This window comes from Veillonella sp. 3891 (assembly GCF_003992315.1).
Classification (GTDB): domain Bacteria; phylum Bacillota; class Negativicutes; order Veillonellales; family Veillonellaceae; genus F0422.
Genome location: NZ_RQVE01000004.1, coordinates 15,398 through 38,398 on the forward strand (window position 1 = coordinate 15,398; position 23,001 = coordinate 38,398).

General features: G+C 39.7%; 15 protein-coding genes and 1 other annotated feature. Of the genes, 13 read left to right on the plus strand and 2 right to left on the minus strand.

Annotated features, from left to right (window positions below; translation table 11 throughout):
• Positions 1-38 precede the first annotated feature (38 nt).
• The 6 genes from nifJ (at position 39) to rplT (ending at position 7,426) form a co-directional block, all read left to right on the plus strand.
• Positions 39-3,587, plus strand: coding sequence for a pyruvate:ferredoxin (flavodoxin) oxidoreductase (gene nifJ, locus EO118_RS03070; RefSeq protein ID WP_127068585.1), 3,549 nt, complete (start codon positions 39-41; stop codon positions 3,585-3,587).
• Between the two features lie 280 nt (positions 3,588-3,867).
• A complete protein-coding gene (locus EO118_RS03075) occupies positions 3,868-4,968 on the plus strand; it encodes a hypothetical protein (RefSeq protein ID WP_127068586.1) in 1,101 nt (366 codons plus the stop codon).
• Positions 4,969-5,036: 68 nt separating this feature from the next.
• The gene (locus EO118_RS03080) at positions 5,037-6,029 is read left to right on the plus strand and encodes a hypothetical protein (RefSeq protein WP_127068587.1); all 993 of its coding nucleotides are present in this window, start codon (positions 5,037-5,039) and stop codon (positions 6,027-6,029) included.
• A 150-nt stretch (positions 6,030-6,179) separates the two neighbouring features.
• Positions 6,180-6,289 (plus strand) — a sequence feature (ribosomal protein L20 leader region).
• A gap of 5 nt (positions 6,290-6,294) precedes the next feature.
• On the plus strand, positions 6,295-6,819 hold the full coding sequence (infC, locus tag EO118_RS03085) for a translation initiation factor IF-3 (RefSeq protein WP_009354125.1): 525 nt from the start codon (positions 6,295-6,297) through the stop codon (positions 6,817-6,819).
• 11 nt (positions 6,820-6,830) lie between these two features.
• Entirely contained in the window at positions 6,831-7,028 is a 198-nt protein-coding gene (rpmI, locus tag EO118_RS03090) for a 50S ribosomal protein L35 (RefSeq protein WP_009354135.1), read from the plus strand.
• A 47-nt stretch (positions 7,029-7,075) separates the two neighbouring features.
• Positions 7,076-7,426, plus strand: coding sequence for a 50S ribosomal protein L20 (rplT, locus tag EO118_RS03095; RefSeq protein ID WP_126939044.1), 351 nt, complete (start codon positions 7,076-7,078; stop codon positions 7,424-7,426).
• A 355-nt stretch (positions 7,427-7,781) separates the two neighbouring features.
• Here the strand turns inward: rplT and EO118_RS03100 are convergent, their stop codons facing one another.
• Positions 7,782-9,338 carry a polysaccharide biosynthesis protein gene (locus EO118_RS03100; RefSeq protein WP_127068588.1) on the minus strand — a complete coding sequence of 519 codons (1,557 nt, stop codon included), beginning with the start codon at positions 9,336-9,338 and terminating at the stop codon, positions 7,782-7,784.
• 199 nt (positions 9,339-9,537) lie between these two features.
• Between EO118_RS03100 and fba the strand changes: the two genes are divergently transcribed.
• Positions 9,538-10,467 (plus strand): class II fructose-1,6-bisphosphate aldolase, encoded by a 930-nt coding sequence (gene fba, locus EO118_RS03105; RefSeq protein ID WP_127068589.1) that lies wholly within the window; start codon positions 9,538-9,540, stop codon positions 10,465-10,467.
• Between the two features lie 327 nt (positions 10,468-10,794).
• Here the strand turns inward: fba and EO118_RS03110 are convergent, their stop codons facing one another.
• Positions 10,795-11,658: an RluA family pseudouridine synthase gene (locus tag EO118_RS03110; RefSeq protein WP_127068590.1), complete on the minus strand. Its 864-nt coding sequence runs from the start codon at positions 11,656-11,658 to the stop codon at positions 10,795-10,797.
• A gap of 236 nt (positions 11,659-11,894) precedes the next feature.
• Here EO118_RS03110 and EO118_RS03115 point away from each other — a divergent pair, with 236 nt between their 5' ends.
• The 6 genes from EO118_RS03115 (at position 11,895) to EO118_RS03140 (ending at position 22,974) form a co-directional block, all read left to right on the plus strand.
• Positions 11,895-15,344: a pyruvate carboxylase gene (locus tag EO118_RS03115; protein ID WP_127068591.1), complete on the plus strand. Its 3,450-nt coding sequence runs from the start codon at positions 11,895-11,897 to the stop codon at positions 15,342-15,344.
• Between the two features lie 394 nt (positions 15,345-15,738).
• Positions 15,739-16,932 (plus strand): PLP-dependent aminotransferase family protein, encoded by a 1,194-nt coding sequence (locus EO118_RS03120; RefSeq protein ID WP_127068592.1) that lies wholly within the window; start codon positions 15,739-15,741, stop codon positions 16,930-16,932.
• Between the two features lie 254 nt (positions 16,933-17,186).
• The gene (locus EO118_RS03125) at positions 17,187-18,011 is read left to right on the plus strand and encodes an Mrp/NBP35 family ATP-binding protein (RefSeq protein WP_127068593.1); all 825 of its coding nucleotides are present in this window, start codon (positions 17,187-17,189) and stop codon (positions 18,009-18,011) included.
• Between the two features lie 56 nt (positions 18,012-18,067).
• Positions 18,068-19,381 (plus strand): M18 family aminopeptidase, encoded by a 1,314-nt coding sequence (locus EO118_RS03130; protein WP_127068594.1) that lies wholly within the window; start codon positions 18,068-18,070, stop codon positions 19,379-19,381.
• 1 nt (position 19,382) lies between these two features.
• Positions 19,383-19,940: a hypothetical protein gene (locus EO118_RS03135; protein WP_127068595.1), complete on the plus strand. Its 558-nt coding sequence runs from the start codon at positions 19,383-19,385 to the stop codon at positions 19,938-19,940.
• 124 nt (positions 19,941-20,064) lie between these two features.
• Complete coding sequence (locus tag EO118_RS03140) at positions 20,065-22,974, plus strand: insulinase family protein (RefSeq protein WP_127068596.1); 2,910 nt, start codon at positions 20,065-20,067, stop codon at positions 22,972-22,974.
• Positions 22,975-23,001 lie beyond the last annotated feature (27 nt).

Genomic DNA, 23,001 nt, shown 5'->3' on the forward strand with positions numbered 1-23,001 from the left:
GTGTTAATTTTTATTTGCTTTAAGGAGGCTATTTTAACATGCGTAAAATGAAAACTATGGACGGCAACCAAGCTGCAGCTCACGTAGCGTATGGTTTTTCTGAAGTGGCAGCGATTTATCCTATCACTCCATCTTCTCCAATGCCAGAACATGTGGATGAATGGGCAGGACAAGGTCGTAAAAACTTGTTCGGTCATACTGTACAGGTTGTTGAAATGCAATCCGAAGCCGGCGCTGCAGCAGCAGTTCACGGTTCTTTACAAGCGGGCGCATTGACAACTACTTTCACATCTTCTCAAGGTCTATTATTGATGTTACCTAACTTGTACAAAGTGTCTGGTGAGTTACTTCCAGGTGTATTCCACGTAGCAGCTCGTGCTATCGCAGCGCAAGCATTGTCTATCTTTGGTGACCATCAAGACGTTATGGCAGCTCGTGCTGCTGGTTGTGCTATGTTAGCAGAATCCTCTGTACAAGAAGTTATGGATCTTGCTCCAGTTGCGCATTTAACAGCGTTAAAAACTCGCGTTCCTTTCATCAACTTCTTCGACGGTTTCCGTACTTCTCACGAAATCCAAAAAATCGAAGTATTAGAATATGATGAATTAAAACCTTTAGTAGACCAAGACGCTTTAGAAGCATTCCGTCAACGTGCGTTGAATCCAGATGCTCCTGTAACTCGCGGTACTGCTGAAAACCCTGATATCTACTTCCAACATCGTGAAGCTTCTAACCCATTCTATTTACAAGTTCCTGATGTAGTAGAACATTACATGCATGAAATCAACAAAATCACTGGTCGTGATTACCAATTGTTCAATTACTATGGTGCAGCTGATGCAACTGACGTAATCGTAACAATGGGTTCTTCTGCACAAGTAGCTACTGAAACTGTAGATTACTTAAATGCACAAGGCCGTAAAGTTGGTTTCGTACAAGTACACTTATTCCGTCCATTTGCGACAGATCGTTTTGTAGCGGCTCTTCCTAAAACTGTAGAACGCGTTGCAGTATTAGACCGTACAAAAGAACCAGGTGCTTTAGCTGAACCTTTATTCTTAGATGTTCAAGCAGCACTTGTTCAACACAATATCAATGCTAAAGTATTCGGCGGTCGTTATGGTCTTTCTTCTAAAGACGTAATCCCAGCTGACCTTGTAGCAGTATTCAATAACATGTTAGCAGAAGCTGGCAAACGTTTCTTCACATTGGGTATCAATGACGATGTAACTAACTTGTCCTTGAACCGTGCTGAAGGTGTATCCGTAAAAACTGAAGGTTTAACTGGATGTAAATTCTGGGGCTTTGGTTCTGACGGAACTGTAGGTGCTAACAAATCTGCTATCAAAATCATCGGTGACCATACAGATATGTATGCACAAGCATACTTCGACTATGACTCCAAAAAATCTGGTGGTGTGACAATGTCTCACTTACGTTTTGGTAAAAACCCAATCAACAAACCATACTTGGTAACTGAACCAGAATTCATTGCTTGTCATCGTCAATCTTATGTACATGAATATGATCTTCTTCGTGGTATCAAACATGGCGGTACATTCTTATTGAACTGTACTTGGGGTCCAGAAGAATTGGCAGAAAAATTACCAGCAAAACTTCGCCGTACAATTGCTGAAAAAGAATTGAACTTCTACATCATCAATGCAGCGAAAATTGCAGCTGAAATTGGTTTGGGTGGCCGTATCAACATGGTTACACAAGCTGCATTCTTCAAATTGACTGAAGATACAATTATTCCTATCGACAAAGCAGTAGAGTACTTAAAAGACTCCATTGAAAAAACATATGGTAAAAAAGGTGCAGACGTTGTTGCCATGAATAACCAAGCCGTTGACCAAGGTGTTGGCGCCCTTGTAAAAGTTGAAGTTCCAGCAGCATGGAAAGATGCAAAAGATTCTGAAGATACTTTTGAAAAATCTTCTTGCACAACTTGCCCAAGCTATGTGGCTAACATTGCTAAACCTGTTAACGCACAAGCTGGTTACGATTTACCAGTATCTGCTTTCACAGGCTATGAAGATGGTACATTACCTTCTGGTACAGCTGCATTCGAAAAACGTGGTGCCGCTTTATTTGTTCCTCACTGGATCAAAGAAAACTGTATCCAATGTAACCAATGTTCCTTCGTATGTCCACATGCGACTATCCGTCCTGTATTAGCGACAGCAGAAGAAGCAGCAGCAGGTCCAGAAAACTTTGAAACAATTCCAGAAATGATGACTAAAGGCGAATTGCAATTCCGTATTGCAGTATCTCCATTAGACTGCTTAGGTTGCGGTAACTGCGTAAACATCTGTCCAGCTCCTAAAGGAAAAGCAATCGAAATGCGTCCTATCGATGGCGAATTAGAATTTGCTCCAGCTTGGGATTATGGTGTAGCATTGCCAACTAAATCTCACCCAATGAAACAAGAAACTGTAAAAGGTTCCCAATTCAAAACTCCATTGCTTGAGTTCTCCGGCGCTTGCGCAGGTTGTGGTGAAACTCCATATGCTAAATTGATTACTCAATTGTTCGGTGACCGTATGATGATCGCCAATGCAACAGGTTGTTCCTCCATCTGGGGTGCATCTATGCCAGCATCTCCATACACTAAAAACCAACAAGGCCAAGGTCCTGCATGGGCTAACTCCTTATTCGAGGACAACGCTGAGTTCGGTTATGGTATGTTCATCGGTACTGAAAAAATCCGTACACAATTAGCTGAAACTGTAGCTTCCATCGCTGAAACTGCTGATGAAACAACTAAACAAGTTCTTGACTTGTGGTTAGAAAAACGTCTTCAAGGCGAAGGTACTCGTGACCGCGCTAAAGCAGTGATCGACGCTCTTTCCAAAGTAGAACAAACAGAAGCTGTAAAAGAAGTATTAGCTAAAAAACAATACCTTGTTAAACGTTCCCAATGGATCTTCGGTGGTGACGGTTGGGCATACGATATCGGTTTCGGTGGTCTTGACCATGTATTGGCTTCCGGCGAAGACGTTAACGTGTTCGTATTCGATACAGAAGTATACTCCAACACTGGCGGTCAAGCATCTAAATCTACTCGCGTAGGTGCGGTTGCTCAATTCGCTGCACAAGGTAAACGTACAAACAAAAAAGACCTTGGCATGATCGCTATGACATATGGCAACATCTATGTGGCTCAAGTTGGTATGGGTGCTGATATGAACCAATTGATGAAAGCATTGGCAGAAGCTGAAGCATATCCAGGTCCATCCCTAATCATCGCTTATGCTCCATGTATCAACCATGGTATTAAAGGTGGTATGGGTAATGCACAAGCTGAAACTAAACAAGCTGTTGCATCCGGTTATTGGGATTTATACCGTTATAACCCAGCATTAAAAGCACAAGGCAAAAACCCATTCAGCCTTGACTCCAAAGAACCTGACTATGAATTGTTTGATTCCTTCTTAGGAAAAGAAGTTCGTTACACATCTTTGGGTAAAGCAGTTCCTGCAATGAGCAAAGAATTGTTAGAAATCAATAAGCAATTAGCTAAAGAACGCCGTCAATCCTATGTTCGCCTACAAAAAGGTTTTGAAGAAGAATTGCAAGGCTAATCAATAGCGAAAGTAATATGAAGAGGCTCTCCTTTGGGAGAGCCTTTTTTCTGTAGCAAACGTGGGGATTGTGTATATAAGGGCTCTATAATAAGTGTTAGAGAGATTCATATAAGTGTAGTCATCAATATTCTTTTGTTACTAGATAATAGAAAGTGCATCTTAACTGTGAAGCAAGTACACTATAATAAAAATATAAGAAAAGGTATATTCCCATAGGCAAATAAAGTTGATATACTAAAAATAGTTATTATGAAAAAGGCTAAGTAAGAAAGTGATTATGAATGACGAAATGCAAGAGAAGAAAGAAAATGATTTAGAAGATATTACTATAGAAAACGAACTGTTTGTTTTCGAGGATATTATAGATGACATTTTAGAAGATATCATAGATATTTGCTTGGAGGAGGGGGGACAAGAGAGAATAAAGCATTGTAAAAACGTAATTAGTGAATATATTATAGATTTTGCGAAAATAGATACCTTAAGGGGTCATGAATGGTTAAGCACTTTTTTTGAGATTGCAGACTCTAAAGTGGATTCTGACCACAATTTCTCTACAGATTGGGATATAGGACATATTGTACATGGTGCTGGTGTAGAAAGTGCGGAATTCGTTGCTATTTTCTGTGGAATAATTGTTGTAGTGCAACAAATTATTGCATTATTAAAAAATGAGGTTGATGGAAAAGAAGCACTTCTCAATATTGGGGGAAATACTTTTAAACAAGCAGTGAAAAAATACATATTAGTAGCTAGCTCAACTTTATTAAAAAACACATTGGAAGAAGCTCATCATGTGGGATTACGTGGTGCATCTATGACAGGATTACCAGAAACGGCGGTTCAGGTAAGTATAGCTACTTCAAAGATTTTATATCAATATTGTGCCGGAAAAATAGATGCTAAAACATGTGTGCAAAAGATATCGGTGCAAGGTGCAAATATGCTATCTGCTAATTTGCTTTCTGTGATTGGGCAAATTGTTATTCCTATACCTATTGCTGGGGCTATAATTGGCAATATAGCAGGATATACCATGTCAGCATTTATGGTCAAGACCCTACAAGAGACCTTCGATGAAGAATGTATATCTATTGAAAGACGCAAGGAACTAGAAAAAGCTAGTGTTGAGTACATACAACAAAAGAAAATAGAACGAGAACAATTTGAAAGAGATATTGATAGATATTTAGCCAATAAAAAGAAGCAGTTTGAGTATGCTTTCATAGATATGCAAGATGCCATAAAATTGAATGATACACAGTGGGTAATAGATATGGGAAATCGTATGCTGGTTGACTTTGATGGGGAAATTGTGTTTAAAAATCAAAGTGAATTTGATATACTTATGGAACAAGAGGACGCGTTAAGAATCTAAAAAATAGTATCTTATGATGAACTATAAAGATATAAAAGGTATGTATTTATGAGAAATGGAGAAAAGATATGCCAATACCATTATTAGTAGCAGGGTTAGCAGCGATTGCAGGAGGTTTTACTCTTAAAAAAGGGATAGGAGCAAAAGGAAAGTATGATGAAGCTAAGAAAATAAATGAACGAGCGCAATTTTCTGTTCAGCGGGCACAGGAATCTATTGATGAAGCACGTACAAAAGCAGGTTTTGCTATTGATACTTTGGGAGCGTATAAAGTACAACTCTTAGACGGTATAGTGAAAGAGTTTTTAGACACGATGGAGCAAATTAAGCATGTAGACTTGAATCAAACGAAAGAATTAGAGATATATCGACAAACAGAAGAGGACATGCTTAAAGACTTACGAAAAGTTCAATTATTAGCATCTAGTATTGCAAAAGGAGTTGGAAGTGGTGTTGTTTCGGGGGCGTTAACTGCTTTTGGTGCCTATAGTGCAGCAGGAGCATTGGCGACGGCATCTACAGGGACTGCTATAGGTAGCCTTACAGGAGTAGCTGCAACGAATGCGACATTAGCATTCTTTGGAGGTGGATCCATAGCTGCTGGTGGATTAGGTGTTGCTGGAGGTATGGCTGTATTAGGAGGTTTGGTAACAGCTCCTATGTTAGCTGTAGCTAGTTATGTGATGGACTCTAAGGTGAATAAAATGTTAGAAGATGCGAAATCTAATCGAGCCATGTCAAAAGCATTTGAGGCAGATATGAAGAATGCTAGTATTGCTTGTATGGCAATTGTAGAGCAGGCGAATATGGTTCGTGATTTTTTACAACAATTAGAGGGGCTGTTACAACCATTAGTAGATACAATGAAGAAAATTATCCACCAATCGGGCACAGACTATAGACAATACGATGCTAATGAAAAGGGATGCATTGCTCAGACTGTGATGATAGTTAAGACAATTAAAGTTGTCCTAGAAAGAAGATTATTAACAGATGCTGGAGAAATGGATCAAGAATCTATGAAGATTATAGAGAATGCAAAAAAAAATATATGTAGTTGAGTATAACGAAAAATTCAGGTTCAGTTTAAGGCTAATACCCTATAATAAAATTGTTTTACTTCGATTTGCAATCGAAGGTATGTAGTAGGTTAGTAGATTTCTGTAAGAAATTCTTGACAAGACTGTGGTTATACCGTATACTAATTGAGTATTAACAAGTAGAAGCCATCCGCTTCTCACCTAATGTCATGAAATGTTGGGTACAGATAGTTACAAACTATGCTCGGATGGCCTTGTGCCATCCGATTTTTTTATCCCTTTGGAGGTGACTAGTATTAGCAAAGATACACCGCGTATTAATGAAGAGATCCGTGCTCGCGAAGTTCGTGTCGTAAGTGCAGATAATGATCAGTTAGGTATTATGTCTGTTCGTGATGCGTTAGCTATGGCAGAAGAACAACATTTAGATCTAGTAGAAGTAGCCCCTAATGGTAAACCACCGGTTTGTCGTATTATGAACTATGGTAAATACCGTTATGAGCAACAAAAACGCGAAAAAGAAGCAAAGAAGAAGCAAAAAACTTTCACATTGAAAGAAGTTAAGCTTCGTCCTCACATCGAAGATCATGATTTTTATGTAAAACTTAAAAATGCAGCTAAATTCTTAGGTGATGGTAATAAAGTTAAGGTAACGATCATGTTCCGCGGTCGTGAATTGAGCCACCCAGAATTGGGGCTTAATGTGCTGACTCGTTTTGCTGGTGAATTAACTGACCAAGCGGTTGTTGAAAAAGAAGCGAAACTAGAAGGCCGAAACATGACAATGATTTTAGCTAAAAAAGGTAATTAGGAGGAAGAATAATGCCAAAGATTAAAACTCGTCGCGCAGCGGCTAAACGTTTCCAAGTAACAGGTAGTGGTGAATTCAAACGTGCAAAAGCTTTCAAAAGCCATATCTTAGAGAAAAAATCTCCAGCACGTAAACGTAATCTTCGCAAAGCTACATTGGTTAGCAAATCCGACTACAAACGCGTAGTAAAATGCTTACCATACGCATAAGATTCAAACATTTTAGTAACATATAACGATATTGGAGGAATACAATAATGGCAAGAGTAAAAACAGGCGTAACAGCGCATGCACGTCATAAAAAAATCTTAAAATTAGCTAAAGGTTACCGCGGTACACGTTCTCGCTTATTCAAAAAAGCAAACGAATCCGTAATGAAAGCATTATACTATGCTCGTCGTGACCGTCGTGCTAAAAAACGTGAGTTCCGTAAATTATGGATCGCTCGTATCAATGCAGCAAGTCGTATCAATGGTTTATCTTACAGCCGTTTCATCGCTGGTTTAACAAAAGCTGGTGTGGAAATCAACCGTAAAATGTTGGCTGACTTGGCAGTACATGATGCAGCTGCATTCGCGAAATTAGTAGAAATCGCTAAAAATGCGTAAGAAAAATATATAACGACCTATATGATAGGTTGCGAATAGAAGAACAGTCCTTTGGGACTGTTCTTTTTTGTTACGCTAAAATTGTATCATTATGACTATAGGATAAAATAAGTTGTTTTTACTGTCGAGGTTCATAGCGAAAGATAGGAGTCTTACTTTGTGTAATAAACCTATCTAGAAATACTGGATTAGCATATCAATATTACTTGTTGATAGTAACCTATCCATAAAAAATACCCTCGAAAGCTATGTTTCAAGGGTATTTTGCTATATTCATATGGAATTCTCTAAGAACTATTCTACTAATGGAGATATACAATTATCCCAAAACTACCGGCAATGGGACAATACTTAATTACCTAAAGAACCGTCCTACCACAGGCAATCGAGCGCCGTCGTTTTTATTAAGTCCTTTCAATACAATCATGATTGCTACATAGATGAAAGCACCAATGATGGCAGTGATCATAATGTTAAAGAAGGTAGGGATACTTCCTTGCAAGATTGGGTAGAAATAATACATAGCCACGCCCATGATGGAGGCGGAGATAATATTTTTACCCAATAAGATAAGGTCGATAAAGTAGCCTGTATGACGATGAATCCAGATAAGATTTAAGAGCGCTGCAAAGCCGATGTCAGCTACAGTGGCATAAGCAGCACCACCGATGCCTAAAGCTGGGATGGCTGTTAACTGCCAGTTTAAGATGACTTTCACAATGGCAGCAATCCCCATGTTGATCACGGGAATGCGTGGTTTTCCTAAGCCTTGTAGGATACCTGTCGTCACCTGGTGGAGGCCTAAGAAGAAGATGGCCCACGCTAAGATTTGCGTTGCTTCTGCTGCACGTGGTGCGTTATAGATGGTGGATACCACTGGTTCCGCCAAAATGTAGAGCATCACTGTAAAAGGAATGGTAGCTACGAAGGTTAACCGCATGGAACCTGCCGTGCGATAGTAGACCTGTTTGATATCCTTAATAGATACGGCGTTGGAAATAGCTGGTACAATACTGGTCGCAATGGCTGCAGTAATGATAGTCGCTAAGTTAATAAGAGGTACCGCCATACCCGATAGATAACCGTACAGTTCGGTAGCTTCGTGTAGTGGATAGCCGATGTCGATTAATCGTCTTGGAATGATTGCTACGTCTAGCATAGCTACGATAGGTAACATCATGCTGGCTAACGCGATGGGAATGGACAAGTTGATTAAACGACGAATGATAGACTTGGAACTTTCAGGTGGTTCTGTAGTCGTTATCGGTTCGTCCAATCGTTTTGGTAGGCGATAGTAATAGTACATAAGCACGACTAAAGCACCGACGGCACCGATACCAGCGCCTAGACTAGCCCCACCGGCAGCTACATCTAATCCATAAGGTAGTAAGATGTATGCAGCCCCCAGCATAACTACAACACGTAGTAATTGCTCCACGATTTGGCTGATTGCCGTAGGTGTCATCATTTGCCATCCTTGTAAGTAGCCACGATAGCAAGAAATGAGGGTTACAAAGAACACCGCTGGCGATAGAGCGATTAAGGAATAGTACGCCCTTGGGTCTGTAATGAAATTAATGTCGATGAGCCATTGAGCAGAGCCATAGACGGCGATACTGAACAATAGACCGAGAACAAATAGCATTTTGAAAGAAATAGAGAATACTTTTTTAGCTCCTAATAAATCGTGTTTTGCTAATTTTTCTGCGGTCATAATGGAAATGGCAATAGGGATTCCTGCACTGGATAGCTGCAACGCCAATAAGTACGCTGGAAATGCCATTTGGTAGATACCGATACCCTCACCACTGAGGACACGGGATAAGAAAATCCAGTTCAAGCTACCAATAGCTTTCACCACAAATCCCGCAATCGTCAAGATGAGCGTACCCTGTAAAAATCGATTAACCATGATATCTCCTATACTGAAAGATTCGATTGAATCTATGAAAGACTTACTTTTAATTGTACCATAGAATAGGCGTGTTCTCAATCATATTGACAACCTTTGAGAATATAGATTTTTCTTGAATCGCTCTAGTAGATACGGTATAATAAAAATATATAGTCATTAATAATGTATTTAATTATATACTACAAGGAGGCCCATTATGCCATTAGTATCTACGAAAGAGATGTTTGAGAAAGCCTATGCTGGCGGCTATGCCATTGGTGCGTTCAATGTCAACGACATGGAAATTATCCAAGGTATTGTGGATGCGGTGAAAGTGGAGCAAGCTCCATTGATCTTGCAAGTATCTGCAGGGGCTCGTAAATATGCTAAACCTGTGTATTTAACAAAATTGGTAGAAGCAGCTTTAATCGATACAGATCTCCCTATCGCGTTGCATTTGGATCATGGCGATGATTTTGAAATCTGTAAAGACTGCATCGACAGTGGTTTTACTTCTGTTATGATTGATGGTTCTAAGCATCCCTTTGAAAAAAATGTGGAACTCACAGCCCGTGTAGTGGAATATGCTCATAAACATGGCGTGGTAGTAGAAGGCGAATTAGGTCGTCTAGCAGGTGTGGAAGATGATGTAAATGTTAGTGAAAAAGATGCATTATTTACTGATCCAGAGGAAGCAGCTGAATTTGTTCGTTTAACTGGGGTTGATTCCTTGGCGATTGCTATCGGTACAAGCCATGGTGCGTATAAATTTAAAGGCACTCCATACTTAGATTTTCGTCGCTTACAACGAGTAGGCGAATTATTGCCTAACTTCCCAATCGTATTGCATGGTGCATCTTCTGTACCACAAGCATTCGTTGAAAAATGTAACTCCTTTGGTGGCGCTATCCCAGGCGCACAAGGGGTGCCTGAAGATATGCTTCGTAAAGCAGCGACAATGGCAGTGTGCAAAATTAACATCGATACAGACTTGCGCTTAGCTATGACTGCAAGCATCCGTGAAGTATTAGCAAACAATCCTGCTGAGTTTGATCCTCGTAAATACTTGGGACCTGGCCGTGAGGCTATCCAAGCTATGGTGCAACATAAAATTAAAAATGTATTAGGTTGCAACAACAAAATTTAATTTGATTGGAGAAAAGCTGGCATGCCCTTAGGGTGTGTCAGTTTTTTTGCACACAAAATGGAAAATAGTTGTTTTGTCTTATAGCCTTAATATATAGTATACGAAAAGGACTGTATCACATGCCTAGGCATGTGATACAGTCCTTTAGTTATGTTAGTTGTATATCGTCGGTGGGAATCACCGCTCTAATATAGCTTCTCACTTCTCGATGTACCACACATACATCGTCGGTGGGAATCACCGCTCTAGTATAGCTTCTCGCTTTTCGATATACCATAGTAATAAGATACTGCTATGTTAGCGATTTGTCAATGGAAAATGAGTGTGTTAAGGGATTTCTTTAAAATATTCCGGCAAGGGTGCCTGCAATGCCATCCACTCTTGTGTCATGGGATGGATAAAGTAAAGTTCTGAGGCGTGGAGGCATTGTTTAGTTCTCCACGTTAGGGAGCCTCCATATAAATCATCGCCTGCTAGTGGGTATCCTAGAGCACTGAGGTGGACTCGAATTTGGTGAGTCCGACCTGTATGCAGATAACAGCGCACATGAGTATGATGTAGATGTCGTTGAACCACGGTTATATCTGTATGAGCAGGTTGCCCCAATGGATGAGCACAACGTTCAATAATGCTACCCTCTAGGCGAGCGATGGGAAAATGAATGGATAATTCATCAACAGGAATGATACCATCGGTGATGGCATCATATACCTTTTGAATACGTGTATGTTGCTTGGTGAAAGCATGTTGAACTAATGCATTCTTAGCAATGATAACGAGACCTGAGGTATCTTTATCTAACCGATGGATGGGATGAAAGCTAGCATTCATAGAGTGCGCTTCAAAGTATGCCAATACACCGTTGGCAAGTGTGTGATATCTTTCAGAGAAAGTAGGGTGCATAAGCATGCCCATAGGTTTATTGATGACCAGTAGATGGTCGTCCTCGAAGACAATATCTAAGTCCATTGGCGTGGGATCGATATGTGAAGTTTTGGTAAGGTATACTTTCACAGAATCACCAGGATGTAATAGGCTATCCCAAGAAGCAGGTGTGTCATTCACAAGGAAGGAACCTTCACGACGAAGACGACGACGCATAGCCTGCGATACCTTTTGCTCTCGAATAGCTTGGTTCATGGAGCAAGGTGAATGATCCATTGAAAGTGTGAAATATAAAATTGGGTACATAAGACTCCTTGTTATACTTGTAACCAGTTAATAAAATATCTACATTTCTTTTATCATATCATAAGCTAGGATAGATACGATACTTGTTAATAAACAATTTATAAATAAAAAATATCTTTCTTATAAACCCTGTTTATGTCTAGCTAATTTCAACGTTTAGGAGTATAATGAGGTATACAAATGTCTATTCCATAAGGTGTTAAGGCTGAAATAGACAAAGTTGAGGAGGGTTTATAATGAAACAAATACGTTCGCTATTAGTAGCAAACCGTGGGGAAATTGCCATTCGTGTACTTCGTGCATGTAACGAAATGGGCATTCGCACAGTGGCTATTTATTCCAACGAAGATGCACTTTCATTACATCGTAATCAAGCAGATGAATCCTATTTAGTAGGGGAAGGTAAAAAACCGGTAGATGCATACTTAGATATTGAAGATATTATTCGTATTGCCAAGGAACATGACGTAGATGCGATCCATCCAGGGTATGGCTTCCTGTCTGAAAATGCACATTTTGCACAACGTTGTGAAGAAGAAGGGATTACTTTCATCGGTCCTAAAGTAGAACATTTAGTGATGTTCGGGGACAAAGTAAATGCTCGTATTCAAGCCAAAAAAGCAGATATACCTATGATTCCTGGTAGTGATGGTCCATTGAAAGACTTTGCAGAGTTAGAAGCATTTGCTGAGAAATATGGCTATCCATTGATGATCAAAGCTGTTAATGGCGGTGGCGGTCGTGGTATGCGTGAAGTGACAAAATATGAAGAACTTCGCGATGCTTATGATCGTGCAAAATCGGAAGCAAAAATGGCTTTCGGTGATGATGATGTGTACGTAGAAAAATTAATTGTAGAACCGAAACATGTCGAAGTACAAATCATCGGTGATGAACATGGTAATATCGTGCATTTACATGAACGGGATTGCTCTATCCAACGTCGTCATCAAAAAGTAGTAGAAGTAGCGCCAGCATTTGCCTTATCTCGTGATTTGCGTGACCGTATTTGTGCAGCAGCTGTGAAAATCATGAAACACGTGAATTATGTCAGCGCTGGTACAGTAGAATTCTTGGTAACCGCCGATGGAAATTTCTATTTCATTGAAGTTAATCCTCGGATCCAAGTAGAACATACAGTAACAGAAATGATCACAGGCATCGATATTGTGCATACGCAAATTCGCATTGCCGAAGGTCACGAATTGCACAGTGAAGTGGTAGCCATTCCTGCACAAGAAAATATTCGTTGTGAAGGGGTAGCCATCCAATGCCGTATTACTACAGAAGATCCAAACAATCACTTCATGCCAGATACAGGTAAATTGATCACGTACCGTAGCTCTGGTGGTTTTGGTATTCGTTTAGATGGCGGGAATGCGTTCACAGGAGCTGTCATTACACCATATTATGATTCCTTACTAGTAAAAGCTACGTCTTGGGCATTGTCCACAGAAGAAGCTATTCGTAAAATGTTACGTTGCTTGCGAGAGTTCCGTATTCGTGGCGTAAAAACGAATGTGCACTTCTTAGTGAATGTATTAGAACATGAAGTGTTCCAATCTGGTGATTACAATGTTCATTTCATCGACGAACATCCAGAATTGTTCAACTTGAAAAAAGATAAAGATAGAGGTACAAAATTACTTCGCTACATCGCCGATGTAACTGTGAATGGTTACAATGGTCATAAAGAAGAAGTGCCAACATTTGAACCTATCATCATGCCATCTAATGTAGCCGGTGCACCAGCAGCGGGGACAAAACAAAAATTAGATGAATTGGGACCAGAAAAGTTCTCTAAATGGGTGCAAGAACAACCAAAAGTATTGTTCACAGATACAACATGGCGTGATGCACATCAATCCTTGTTCGCGACTCGTTTGCGTACGGCTGATATGGCTCGTGTGGCGGGCCGTGTGGCGAAGGGATTGCCTAACTTGTTCTCCTTAGAATGTTGGGGCGGAGCTACCTTTGATGTGGCGTATCGCTTCTTGCACGAAGATCCATGGGAACGATTACGTATGTTCCGTGAGCAAGTGCCAAATATCTTGTTACAAATGTTACTTCGTGGTTCCAATGCTGTGGGATATACAAGCTATGCAGATAATGTGGTGCGTGAATTTATCCGATTAGCTGGTAAAAATGGTATTGATGTATTCCGTATTTTTGATAGCTTAAACAGCTTAGATAATATGAAAGTAGCCATCGATGAAGTACGTAATCAAGGTAAAGTAGCAGAAGTTGCCTTATGCTATACAGGGGATATTCTAGACCCTCGTCGTGATAAATATAACTTAGCGTATTATGTAAATATGGGTAAAGAATTGGCAGCAGCAGGGGCTAATATTTTGGCTATTAAAGACATGGCTGGTTTATTAAAACCTCAAGCGGCATATAATTTAGTAAGCGCTTTAAAAGATGCAGTAGATTTACCAATTCATTTACATACTCATGAAGGTTCTGGTAATGCGATTTACTCCTATGGCCGTGCTGTAGATGCAGGGGTAGATATTATCGACTTGGCATACTCTGCATTTGCCAATGGTACAAGTCAACCTAGCATGAGCTCCATGTACTATGGTTTGACTGGTCACGATCGTCAACCAATTATGAATGTAGACTATATGGAAGAAGCATCCAACTACTTTGGCTCCATTCGTCCATACTACAAAGGAGTGGACCATACATCTTCCTATCCAAATACAACTGTATACCAACATGAAATGCCTGGTGGACAATATTCTAACTTGCAACAACAAGCGAAAAGTGTTGGCCTTGGTGAACGCTGGGAAGATATTAAACGTGTATATCACGAAGTAAGTATGTTATTTGGGGATATCATCAAAGTAACGCCATCTTCCAAAGTCGTAGGGGACATGACTTTGTTTATGGTGCAAAATAATTTGACAGAACAAGATATCTACGATAAAGGTGATACATTGGACTTCCCACAATCTGTAGTTGAATTCTTCAAAGGATACATCGGTACTCCATACTTGGGATTCCCTGAACGTTTGCAACAAATCATCTTGAAAGGTGAAAAACCATTAGATGGACGTCCTGGTGCTACTCTTCCAACAGTTGATTTTGAACTAGTTCGTAGAGAATTAGCAGAAAAAGGCGCAGGCACTACAGACGAAGATGTAATTGCTCATTGCTTATATTCCAAGGTATTTGCTGATTATACTACGTTCAAACATGACTATTCCGATGTAAGTGTTCTTGATACACCAACATTCTTCTTTGGTATGAAACGTGGTGAAAGCGTAGAAGTTACCATCGAACAAGGTAAAACATTGGTGATTAAATACATCCAAATGAGTGAAGCGGATGAAGATGGTAATCGCTATGTCTTATTTGAATTGAATGGTCAACCTAGAACAATTAAAATTCACGACAAACACACTAAAACAACGGGTGTAGTTCGCCATAAAGTAGATCCAATAAAACCAGGTGAAGTAGGTGCTACATTGTCTGGTTCTGTGGTGAAAATTGTGGCACAAGTAGGTCAAGCTGTGAAAAAAGGTGACGCTCTTGTGGTGACAGAAGCGATGAAGATGGAAACTACGATTACAGCGCCAGTATCTGGTGTGGTAGGTGTCATCCATGTCCGTGAAGGTAGCCGTATTGAAAGTGGCGATTGCTTGTTAACTATCGAAGAACAAGCGCACGTAGCAAACTAATCGATACGACGCATGTTGTATCAGTTTGTTAGAAGATATGGGACTAATAGTATTTATGTATATGGATTATACATAGGTTACTCAGTATTACTAACAAGATATACCATAGATGTACCGCAGATATACGACAGATATATCGCAAGTTATAGTGTACATAAGTTGTAGGTTATATCATATGACATACGAAAACAGGAGCAACGCTGTTGCTCCTGTTTATCATATCCGTGAGGAAAATAGTGTGAAGTCTATCCCTACTAGGATCCCATATACATGGTCCATAGCTCTTTACCGTATAGTTATTGCTATATAATCATGTAGCTATATGACAGAAATGAATAGAAATACATAGAAATAAATATAAGAAAAAATATAAGATATAAAAGGAGTGATTCTTATGGCATTCAAATTGCCAGAAAGGTCCATCAGTAAGGGCCCTAATTTCATTCGAGATGTATTTGAACGTGGCGCAGGGATTCCTGGATTCATTAGTTTTGGTATAGGAAATCCTGCTGGTGAAGTGGTGCCAGTAAAGGAAATTCAAGCTGCCTTTGACCACATTGTACATACAAATCCATTAGAAATTTTACAATATGGTCCTATGCAAGGAGATGCCAAGTTAGCAGAGCAAACATTGCACCGTTTGGTACATGTTCATCACATGCCTACAGAGAACCAACAGTTGTTATTGTCCATTGGAGCTGGTCAAGACTTAGGGCTAGTGCCACGTACCGTGTGTGATGCGGGCGATGAAGTGTACATGGATGCCTATACTTTCACAAGTGCTATCAATGCAGTGCGCAGTGTAGGTGCCAAAGCGGTGGGGATTCCTACCGATGAGGATGGTATGATTCCAGAAGCTTTAGAAGCGGCGGCAAAATCTGGGAAGGGTAAATATATTTACCTAATTCCTAATTTTCAAAATCCTACTGGTATTACTATGCCATTAGAACGTCGAAAAGCGATTTATGACATTGCGAAAGCTTATGATTTGTTCATTTATGAAGATGATCCATATGGTGAAATTCGCTTCGGTGGTGAGCGAGTTCCTACTTTCAAAGAAATGGACGTGGATAATCGTGTGCTCTATGCAGGGTCCTATTCTAAAACGATTTCTGCAGGGTTACGAGTGGGATTCTTATATGGTCCGAGTGAAGTGATTCAAGCTATCCAAGTGATGAAGAATAATTGCGATGGTCAAATGCCACTAGTCACACAACGTGTAGTAAGCCATTTGTTAGAACACATCGATTATGATGAACAGATTCAAAAGGTGTGCAAGGTGTATCAAGAAAAATGCCAAGTTATGTTAGATACATTCCGAAAATTTGGTAGTTCTAAAGTACATCTAACGGAGCCTACTGGAGGGATGTTTGTATGGATGACCTTACCAGACCATGTAGACTGTGATGCCTTTTTTGAAGAGGCCATTGCTCGCAAAGTAGGCATCGTAAAAAGTGGTGCCTTTGCAGCAGATGGAGTTCCTTATGGACAACATTTCCGTTTGAGCTATACGGTGCCATCTTTGGAAGATATCCGTAAAGGTATGCAAATCATTGGAGAATTGACACGTGAGTATTGTGGAGATTAATTATTTTCACTGTATATGCATGTTATACAGATGAATTAGAAGCGCAACATACGTAGAGTAACTGTATTAGTTATTCACGACTATGTTGCGCTTATCTTATAGGAGAATGTTACAAAATTCTTGTATCCTATGATATAATATGAATATACCTATAGATATATAGGATATACATGCCTTCACAGGTGTGAATGGCATTCATTGTTATGGTAGAGAAAGTTCTTAGGACTTTCAGACATATAGAAAGAAGGTTTATTATGGCATGTGGAGATAACGGTGGTTGCAGCGGTTGCGCTTCCTCTAGCGGATGCGGTACGCAACAACCAGTAGATTTAACAGTAAAAACAAATGATAGAAGTCATGTGAAAAAGGTGATTGGCATTGTATCCGGTAAGGGTGGTGTAGGTAAATCCTTAGTCACAAGTTTAATGGCAGTAAGCCAGTCTCGTAAGGGTAAATCTGTAGGGATTCTTGATGGAGATATTACAGGTCCATCCATTCCAAAAGTATTTGGTTTGAAAGACAAAGTACGCAGTGATGATGGCAAGCTAATGTATCCTATCGTGTCTAAAAACGGCGTAAAAGTTATGTCTGTGAATTTGCTATTAGATGATGAGTCGGATCCAGTTCTTTGGAGAGGTCCTGTGGTAGGCAATGTGGTTAAACAATTCTTCTCCGATACAGTATGGGGCGATGTAGATTACTTATTCGTAGATATGCCTCCTGGAACAGGCGATGTAGCGATGACAGTGTTCCAATCTTTACCATTGGATGGTATTATTGTGGTCACATCTCCGCAAGATTTAGTGTCTATGATTGTGGAAAAAGCAGTAAAAATGGCGGATATGATGCAAGTGCCTATCATTGGTGTGGTAGAAAACTTTGCGTACTTCCATTGCCCAGATAATGGAAAAGATTATAAAATCTTTGGTGAAAGTCATATCGATGAAGTGTTGAAAAAATACAATTTATTGTTACTAGGTCGATTCCCAATCGATCCAAAAGTAGCGGAATTGTGCGACGCTGGTGAAATTGAAACCATAACAACAACAAATTTAGAATCAGTAGGCTTACCAGAGTAAGTGTGGACAATACCATAGTGTACGTTGTACCTATGGTATTTTTCATAGGAGGAATTATGTGTGAACAAAACGAAGTAACAGCTATGTATGCTGACTTTTTTGAGTATATTGAAAGCTCCACCTCACCGTATCATACGGTGGAAGAGTCTTATCGGCGACTCGAAGAGCAAGGCTTTACGGCTTTATCCATGGATGAAGAATGGGACTTAACTGCAGGAGATTATGTCATTGACGTATATGGTACAACCTTAGTGGCGTTCCATATTGGAGAGAACCCTAGAGAAACATTGCGTATTGCTTCTGCCCATACCGATTTTCCAGGGTTTCGGGTGAAGCCAAATGCTATGATTACAGACAAAGGATATGGTAAGCTCAATGTAGAAAGTTATGGCGGATTAATTCAATATACTTGGTTTGACCGTCCGTTGTCCTTAGCTGGTGTAGTAGTGACAAAAGGAGCGGGTCTGGACATAGAAACACACTACGTAGATATAGCAAAGCCGGTGGCTACTATTCCTAGTTTAGCGATCCATATGAATCGTACGGTCAATGAAAAGGCTACATTTAACAAGCAAAAAGAAATGTTACCCCTCATTTTAATGCGTGGCCTTGGGACGGAATATGAAGACGACAAGACCCTATTAAAAGCTTTATTAGCGGAAGAAATTGGCTGTGAACCAACAGATATTCTATCCTATGAGTTGACCGTGTATAACACAGATACAGTGGAAACAGTTGGCTTTGATGCGGAATATATTAGTGCACCACGATTAGATAATCTTACGTCTTGTTATGCTTGTTTACAAGGCATTATCAGCGCGAAAGAACAAAATGCTACAGGAATTCGTATGGCATTCCTATTTGACCACGAAGAGGTGGGCAGTCGTACTAAGCAAGGAGGAGCCTCCTTGTTGTTACCAAATGTAGTGCGCCGTGTGTACCGTGCCTTGGGACTTTCAGAGGAAGCCTGCGAAGCGGACATTGCCAAAGGTTTCATGATTTCTTCTGATGTGGCTCATGGATATCATCCTAATTATGGAGAGAAAAATGATATTACGAATTACCCAACATTGAATGGTGGTGTAGTGTTAAAAATAGCGAGCTCTCAATCCTATGCAGGAGATGCGGTTGCACAAGCGATTGTAACAGATTTGTGTGAGACACATAATATTAAGCATCAGATTTATGTGAATCGCTCAGATATTCCAGGTGGCTCAACAGTGGGTTCCATTTCTTCAGCACAATTGGTGATGCGGACTATGGATGTAGGATTACCGTTGTTAGCTATGCATTCCGCCCGTGAGCTCATGGGTACCTATGACCAAATCGAGTTACATCGTTTATTAACAGTATTTTTAGGAGAGGTATAACATGGTTTCTATGATGGCAATTTTTGTGGCATTAGTATTGAATCGGATTTCTACGCCCTTTCAACATATGTTCTATGCACGAACCACAGTGAAAGAACAGCAAAAAGAAGAAGTCACAAAAGCATTACAATTATTGGGTATGATTGTGGTAGCTGTGTATGGGGTGACAGGAAATATTTCCTTATTAGGCATTGATGGGGTCACCATTGTACAAACCGTTCTTGCCATAGCCTTAGGTATTGGAGTTGTGCAAGTATTTGAAATCGTATCAGTATCTCATTTGCGTCCTGTATTAGAAGGACAAGAAGCACCTAAGACGGTCTATGATCGCTGGATTTGGGATACCATATTCATCGTAGGGTTACTATCTGCGCATGTACGGTATGACTTAGAGTTTTATTACATGGTCCTTGCATGGGTATTGTACACTCTTATTCCTTATGGAGTAACGCGATACAATATGAGTCGAGGCATAGAATTTAGCATTGGGAAAAAAGCTTATAAATGGGGAGCCCTAATCTGGATTTTTGCAGGCCTTATCCATTTGTTTGTATTATGATTCTCAATGAGAACGTGATATAATAAGTTAGCATTATGACAAAATGTTATACATATATAACAACGGTTTGAACTAGTGCGCTAGGGAGAGCCGTTGTATGTTTAGTAGATAGAAAAGAGGTATTATGAAGTTAAATACAGTCTATGCAGGCTTTCGTGTAGAGCGAATTGAACCTGTTCAAGAGGTGAATGGCACAGCCTATATGTTACACCATGAGCAATCTGGTGCACGTTTGTTATACATCGATACAGAAGACACAAATAAAGTATTCCATGTAGCATTCCGTACACCGCCACATGATAGCACAGGGGTAGCACATATTTTAGAACATTCTGTGTTGTGTGGATCTCGTAAATTCCCATTAAAAGAGCCCTTTGTTGAACTAGTAAAAGGTTCTCTGAACACATTCTTAAATGCTATGACCTACTCTGATAAAACGGTGTATCCTGTGGCGAGTAAGAATGATGCAGACTTTCATAATTTGATGGATGTCTATTTAGATGCGGTATTTTATCCGCGAGTAGCTAAGGATCCAATGATCGTGATGCAAGAGGGATGGCATTATGAATTGGAATCTCTAGAAGATCCATTGACATACAAAGGTGTTGTTTACAACGAGATGAAAGGGGTGTATTCCTCGCCGGATTCTCAGTTAGATCATCATAAAATGGCATTGCTATATCCTGATACTACTTATGGACATGATTCTGGTGGATATCCTGATAATATTACAGATTTGACCTATGAAAACTTTAAAGCATTCTACGAGTCTTATTACCATCCATCTAATAGCTATATCTATTTATATGGAGATATGAATATTGAAGAAACCTTGGCATTTATCGATGAAGAATATTTGTCAAACTTCCATGCCATTGACGTAGATTCTACTATTGCTATGCAAGAGCCTTTATCTGAACCAGTGGTAGCATCTTTCCCATATGGTATTGGCAATGATGAAAGTGATAAGGGTAAAGCCATTCATTCTTTAACCTATGTATTCCCAGAAATGACATTTACTCAAAGCTTAGCGTTCGAAGTGTTGAATCATGCTTTATTTACATCTGGTTCAGCACCGTTGAAAGAAGCCTTAGTGAAAGCAAATATTGGTAGTGATGTAAGCGGCTCCTACATGGATGGTATTCGTCAGCCATTATTTGAAATAAGCGTGACTGGTTCTGAAATCGAAAAGCAAGCACAGTTGCAAGAAGTGGTGGAAAGTACGTTACGCCAATTAGTAGATACAGGCTTAGATAAGGAATTATTAGAAGCCTCCTTGAATCGTATTGAGTTCATTTTGCGTGAAGCTGATTTTGGAGGTCGTCCAATTGGTCTTGCTTACGGATTACGAGTGATGGATAATTGGCTATATGACAAAGATCCTATTGAGTTGTTACAATATGAACCAGTATTGAAAGCACTCCGTGAAGGATTATCCACCGATTTCTATGAAAACTTGCTGCGCACCTATATTTTAGATAATACGCATAAAGGTTTAGTTTCCTTGTATCCAGAAAAAGGATTGCAAGAGAAAAAAGATCAAGAAGATACGGCAAAATTGGCGGCTATTAAAGCGGATATGAGTAAAGAAGAAATTGCCCATATTATCGAGCAAACAGCAAAATTAAAAGAAATGCAACAGGCTGTGGACTCTGAAGAAGCACTAGCAACCATTCCTTTGTTAGAATTATCTGATATTTCTCCAGTCGTAGAAGTAACACCACGTCGTGAAATTGATCATAAAGGTATTCGTGTACATCACATTGATGTACCAGCTCGTGGCATTAACTATGTTAGCTTGTACTTCAATATGGAATCTTTGCAAGAAGATGAAGTATTCTATGCAGAGTTATTGTCAGATGTATTAGGTCGATTAGATACAGAACGTTTTACCTATGCAGAGATAGCAAAAGAAATTAACCTTCATTTAGGTGGTTATACGATGGATGTATTGCCAGTGTCTATCCATAATGAACGTGATGCATTTGTACCATTAGCGGTCGTTCGTAGTAAGGCATTAGCATCTAATATTAGTCATTTAACATCTCTACTTGGAGAAATTGTAGGGCGCACAAAATTTGATAGCCAAGAACGTCTTGTAGAATTGTTAAAAGAAGGAAAAGCCATCTGGGATACAGAAGCCTTCCGCCGTGGTAATACGATTGTTACTAATTTGCTCATGGCGAAAGTATCGAAAGTTGGTAAATTTAGAGACCAAGATACATTAGGCTATTTCCGCCGTTTAGTAGAAGTCTTAGAGAATGAAACATTACTAGCTGGTGTGACAGAACAATTGGTGAAAGTACAACAACGTTTATTCCGTAAAGATAACTTGGAAGTATCTTTTGTAGGTAGTGCTGAAGAACTAGAAACTTTCTTAGCACATCTAGACGATATCACTGCTGTTTTAAGTGATGATAGTTGGGAAGCACAGCTAGAGATGACTCAATCCTATGTGAATGAAGGTTTAGCTACATCTGGTAAGGTACAATATGTGGCAAAAGGTGGCAACTTCCGTGATCATGGCGGTACACATACAGGCACTATGAGCGTCTTAGAAACTATGTTGCGCTACGATTATCTATGGAACTTGATTCGTGTACAAGGTGGAGCGTATGGAGCCTTTGCTAACTTCCATAATAATGGTAATATGGTATTCTGTTCCTACCGCGATCCAAACTTAGAAAATACATTACAAGTGTACGATGGATTGCCGACCTATTTACGTGAATTAGATTTATCTCCACGAGAAATGCGTAAATACATTATTGGTACCATGAGTGGACTAGATGTATCTAATACACCATTCTTACAAGGTGCTCGTGCTATGAGTCTATACTTTGGTAACACCAATGAAGAAAATATGACAGCTTTCCGTCAACAAGTATTGGAAACAACAGTAGAAGACTTACGTGGATTAGCAGATGTCATTGAAAAAGTGCTACAAGATAACCACATAGTTGTCATGGGTAGTGAACAACGTATCAAAGAGGCAGAACAACTCTTTGACAAAGTTAGCAATCTAGTACAATAAGTTCATAAATTGATTGTATGAAAAAAG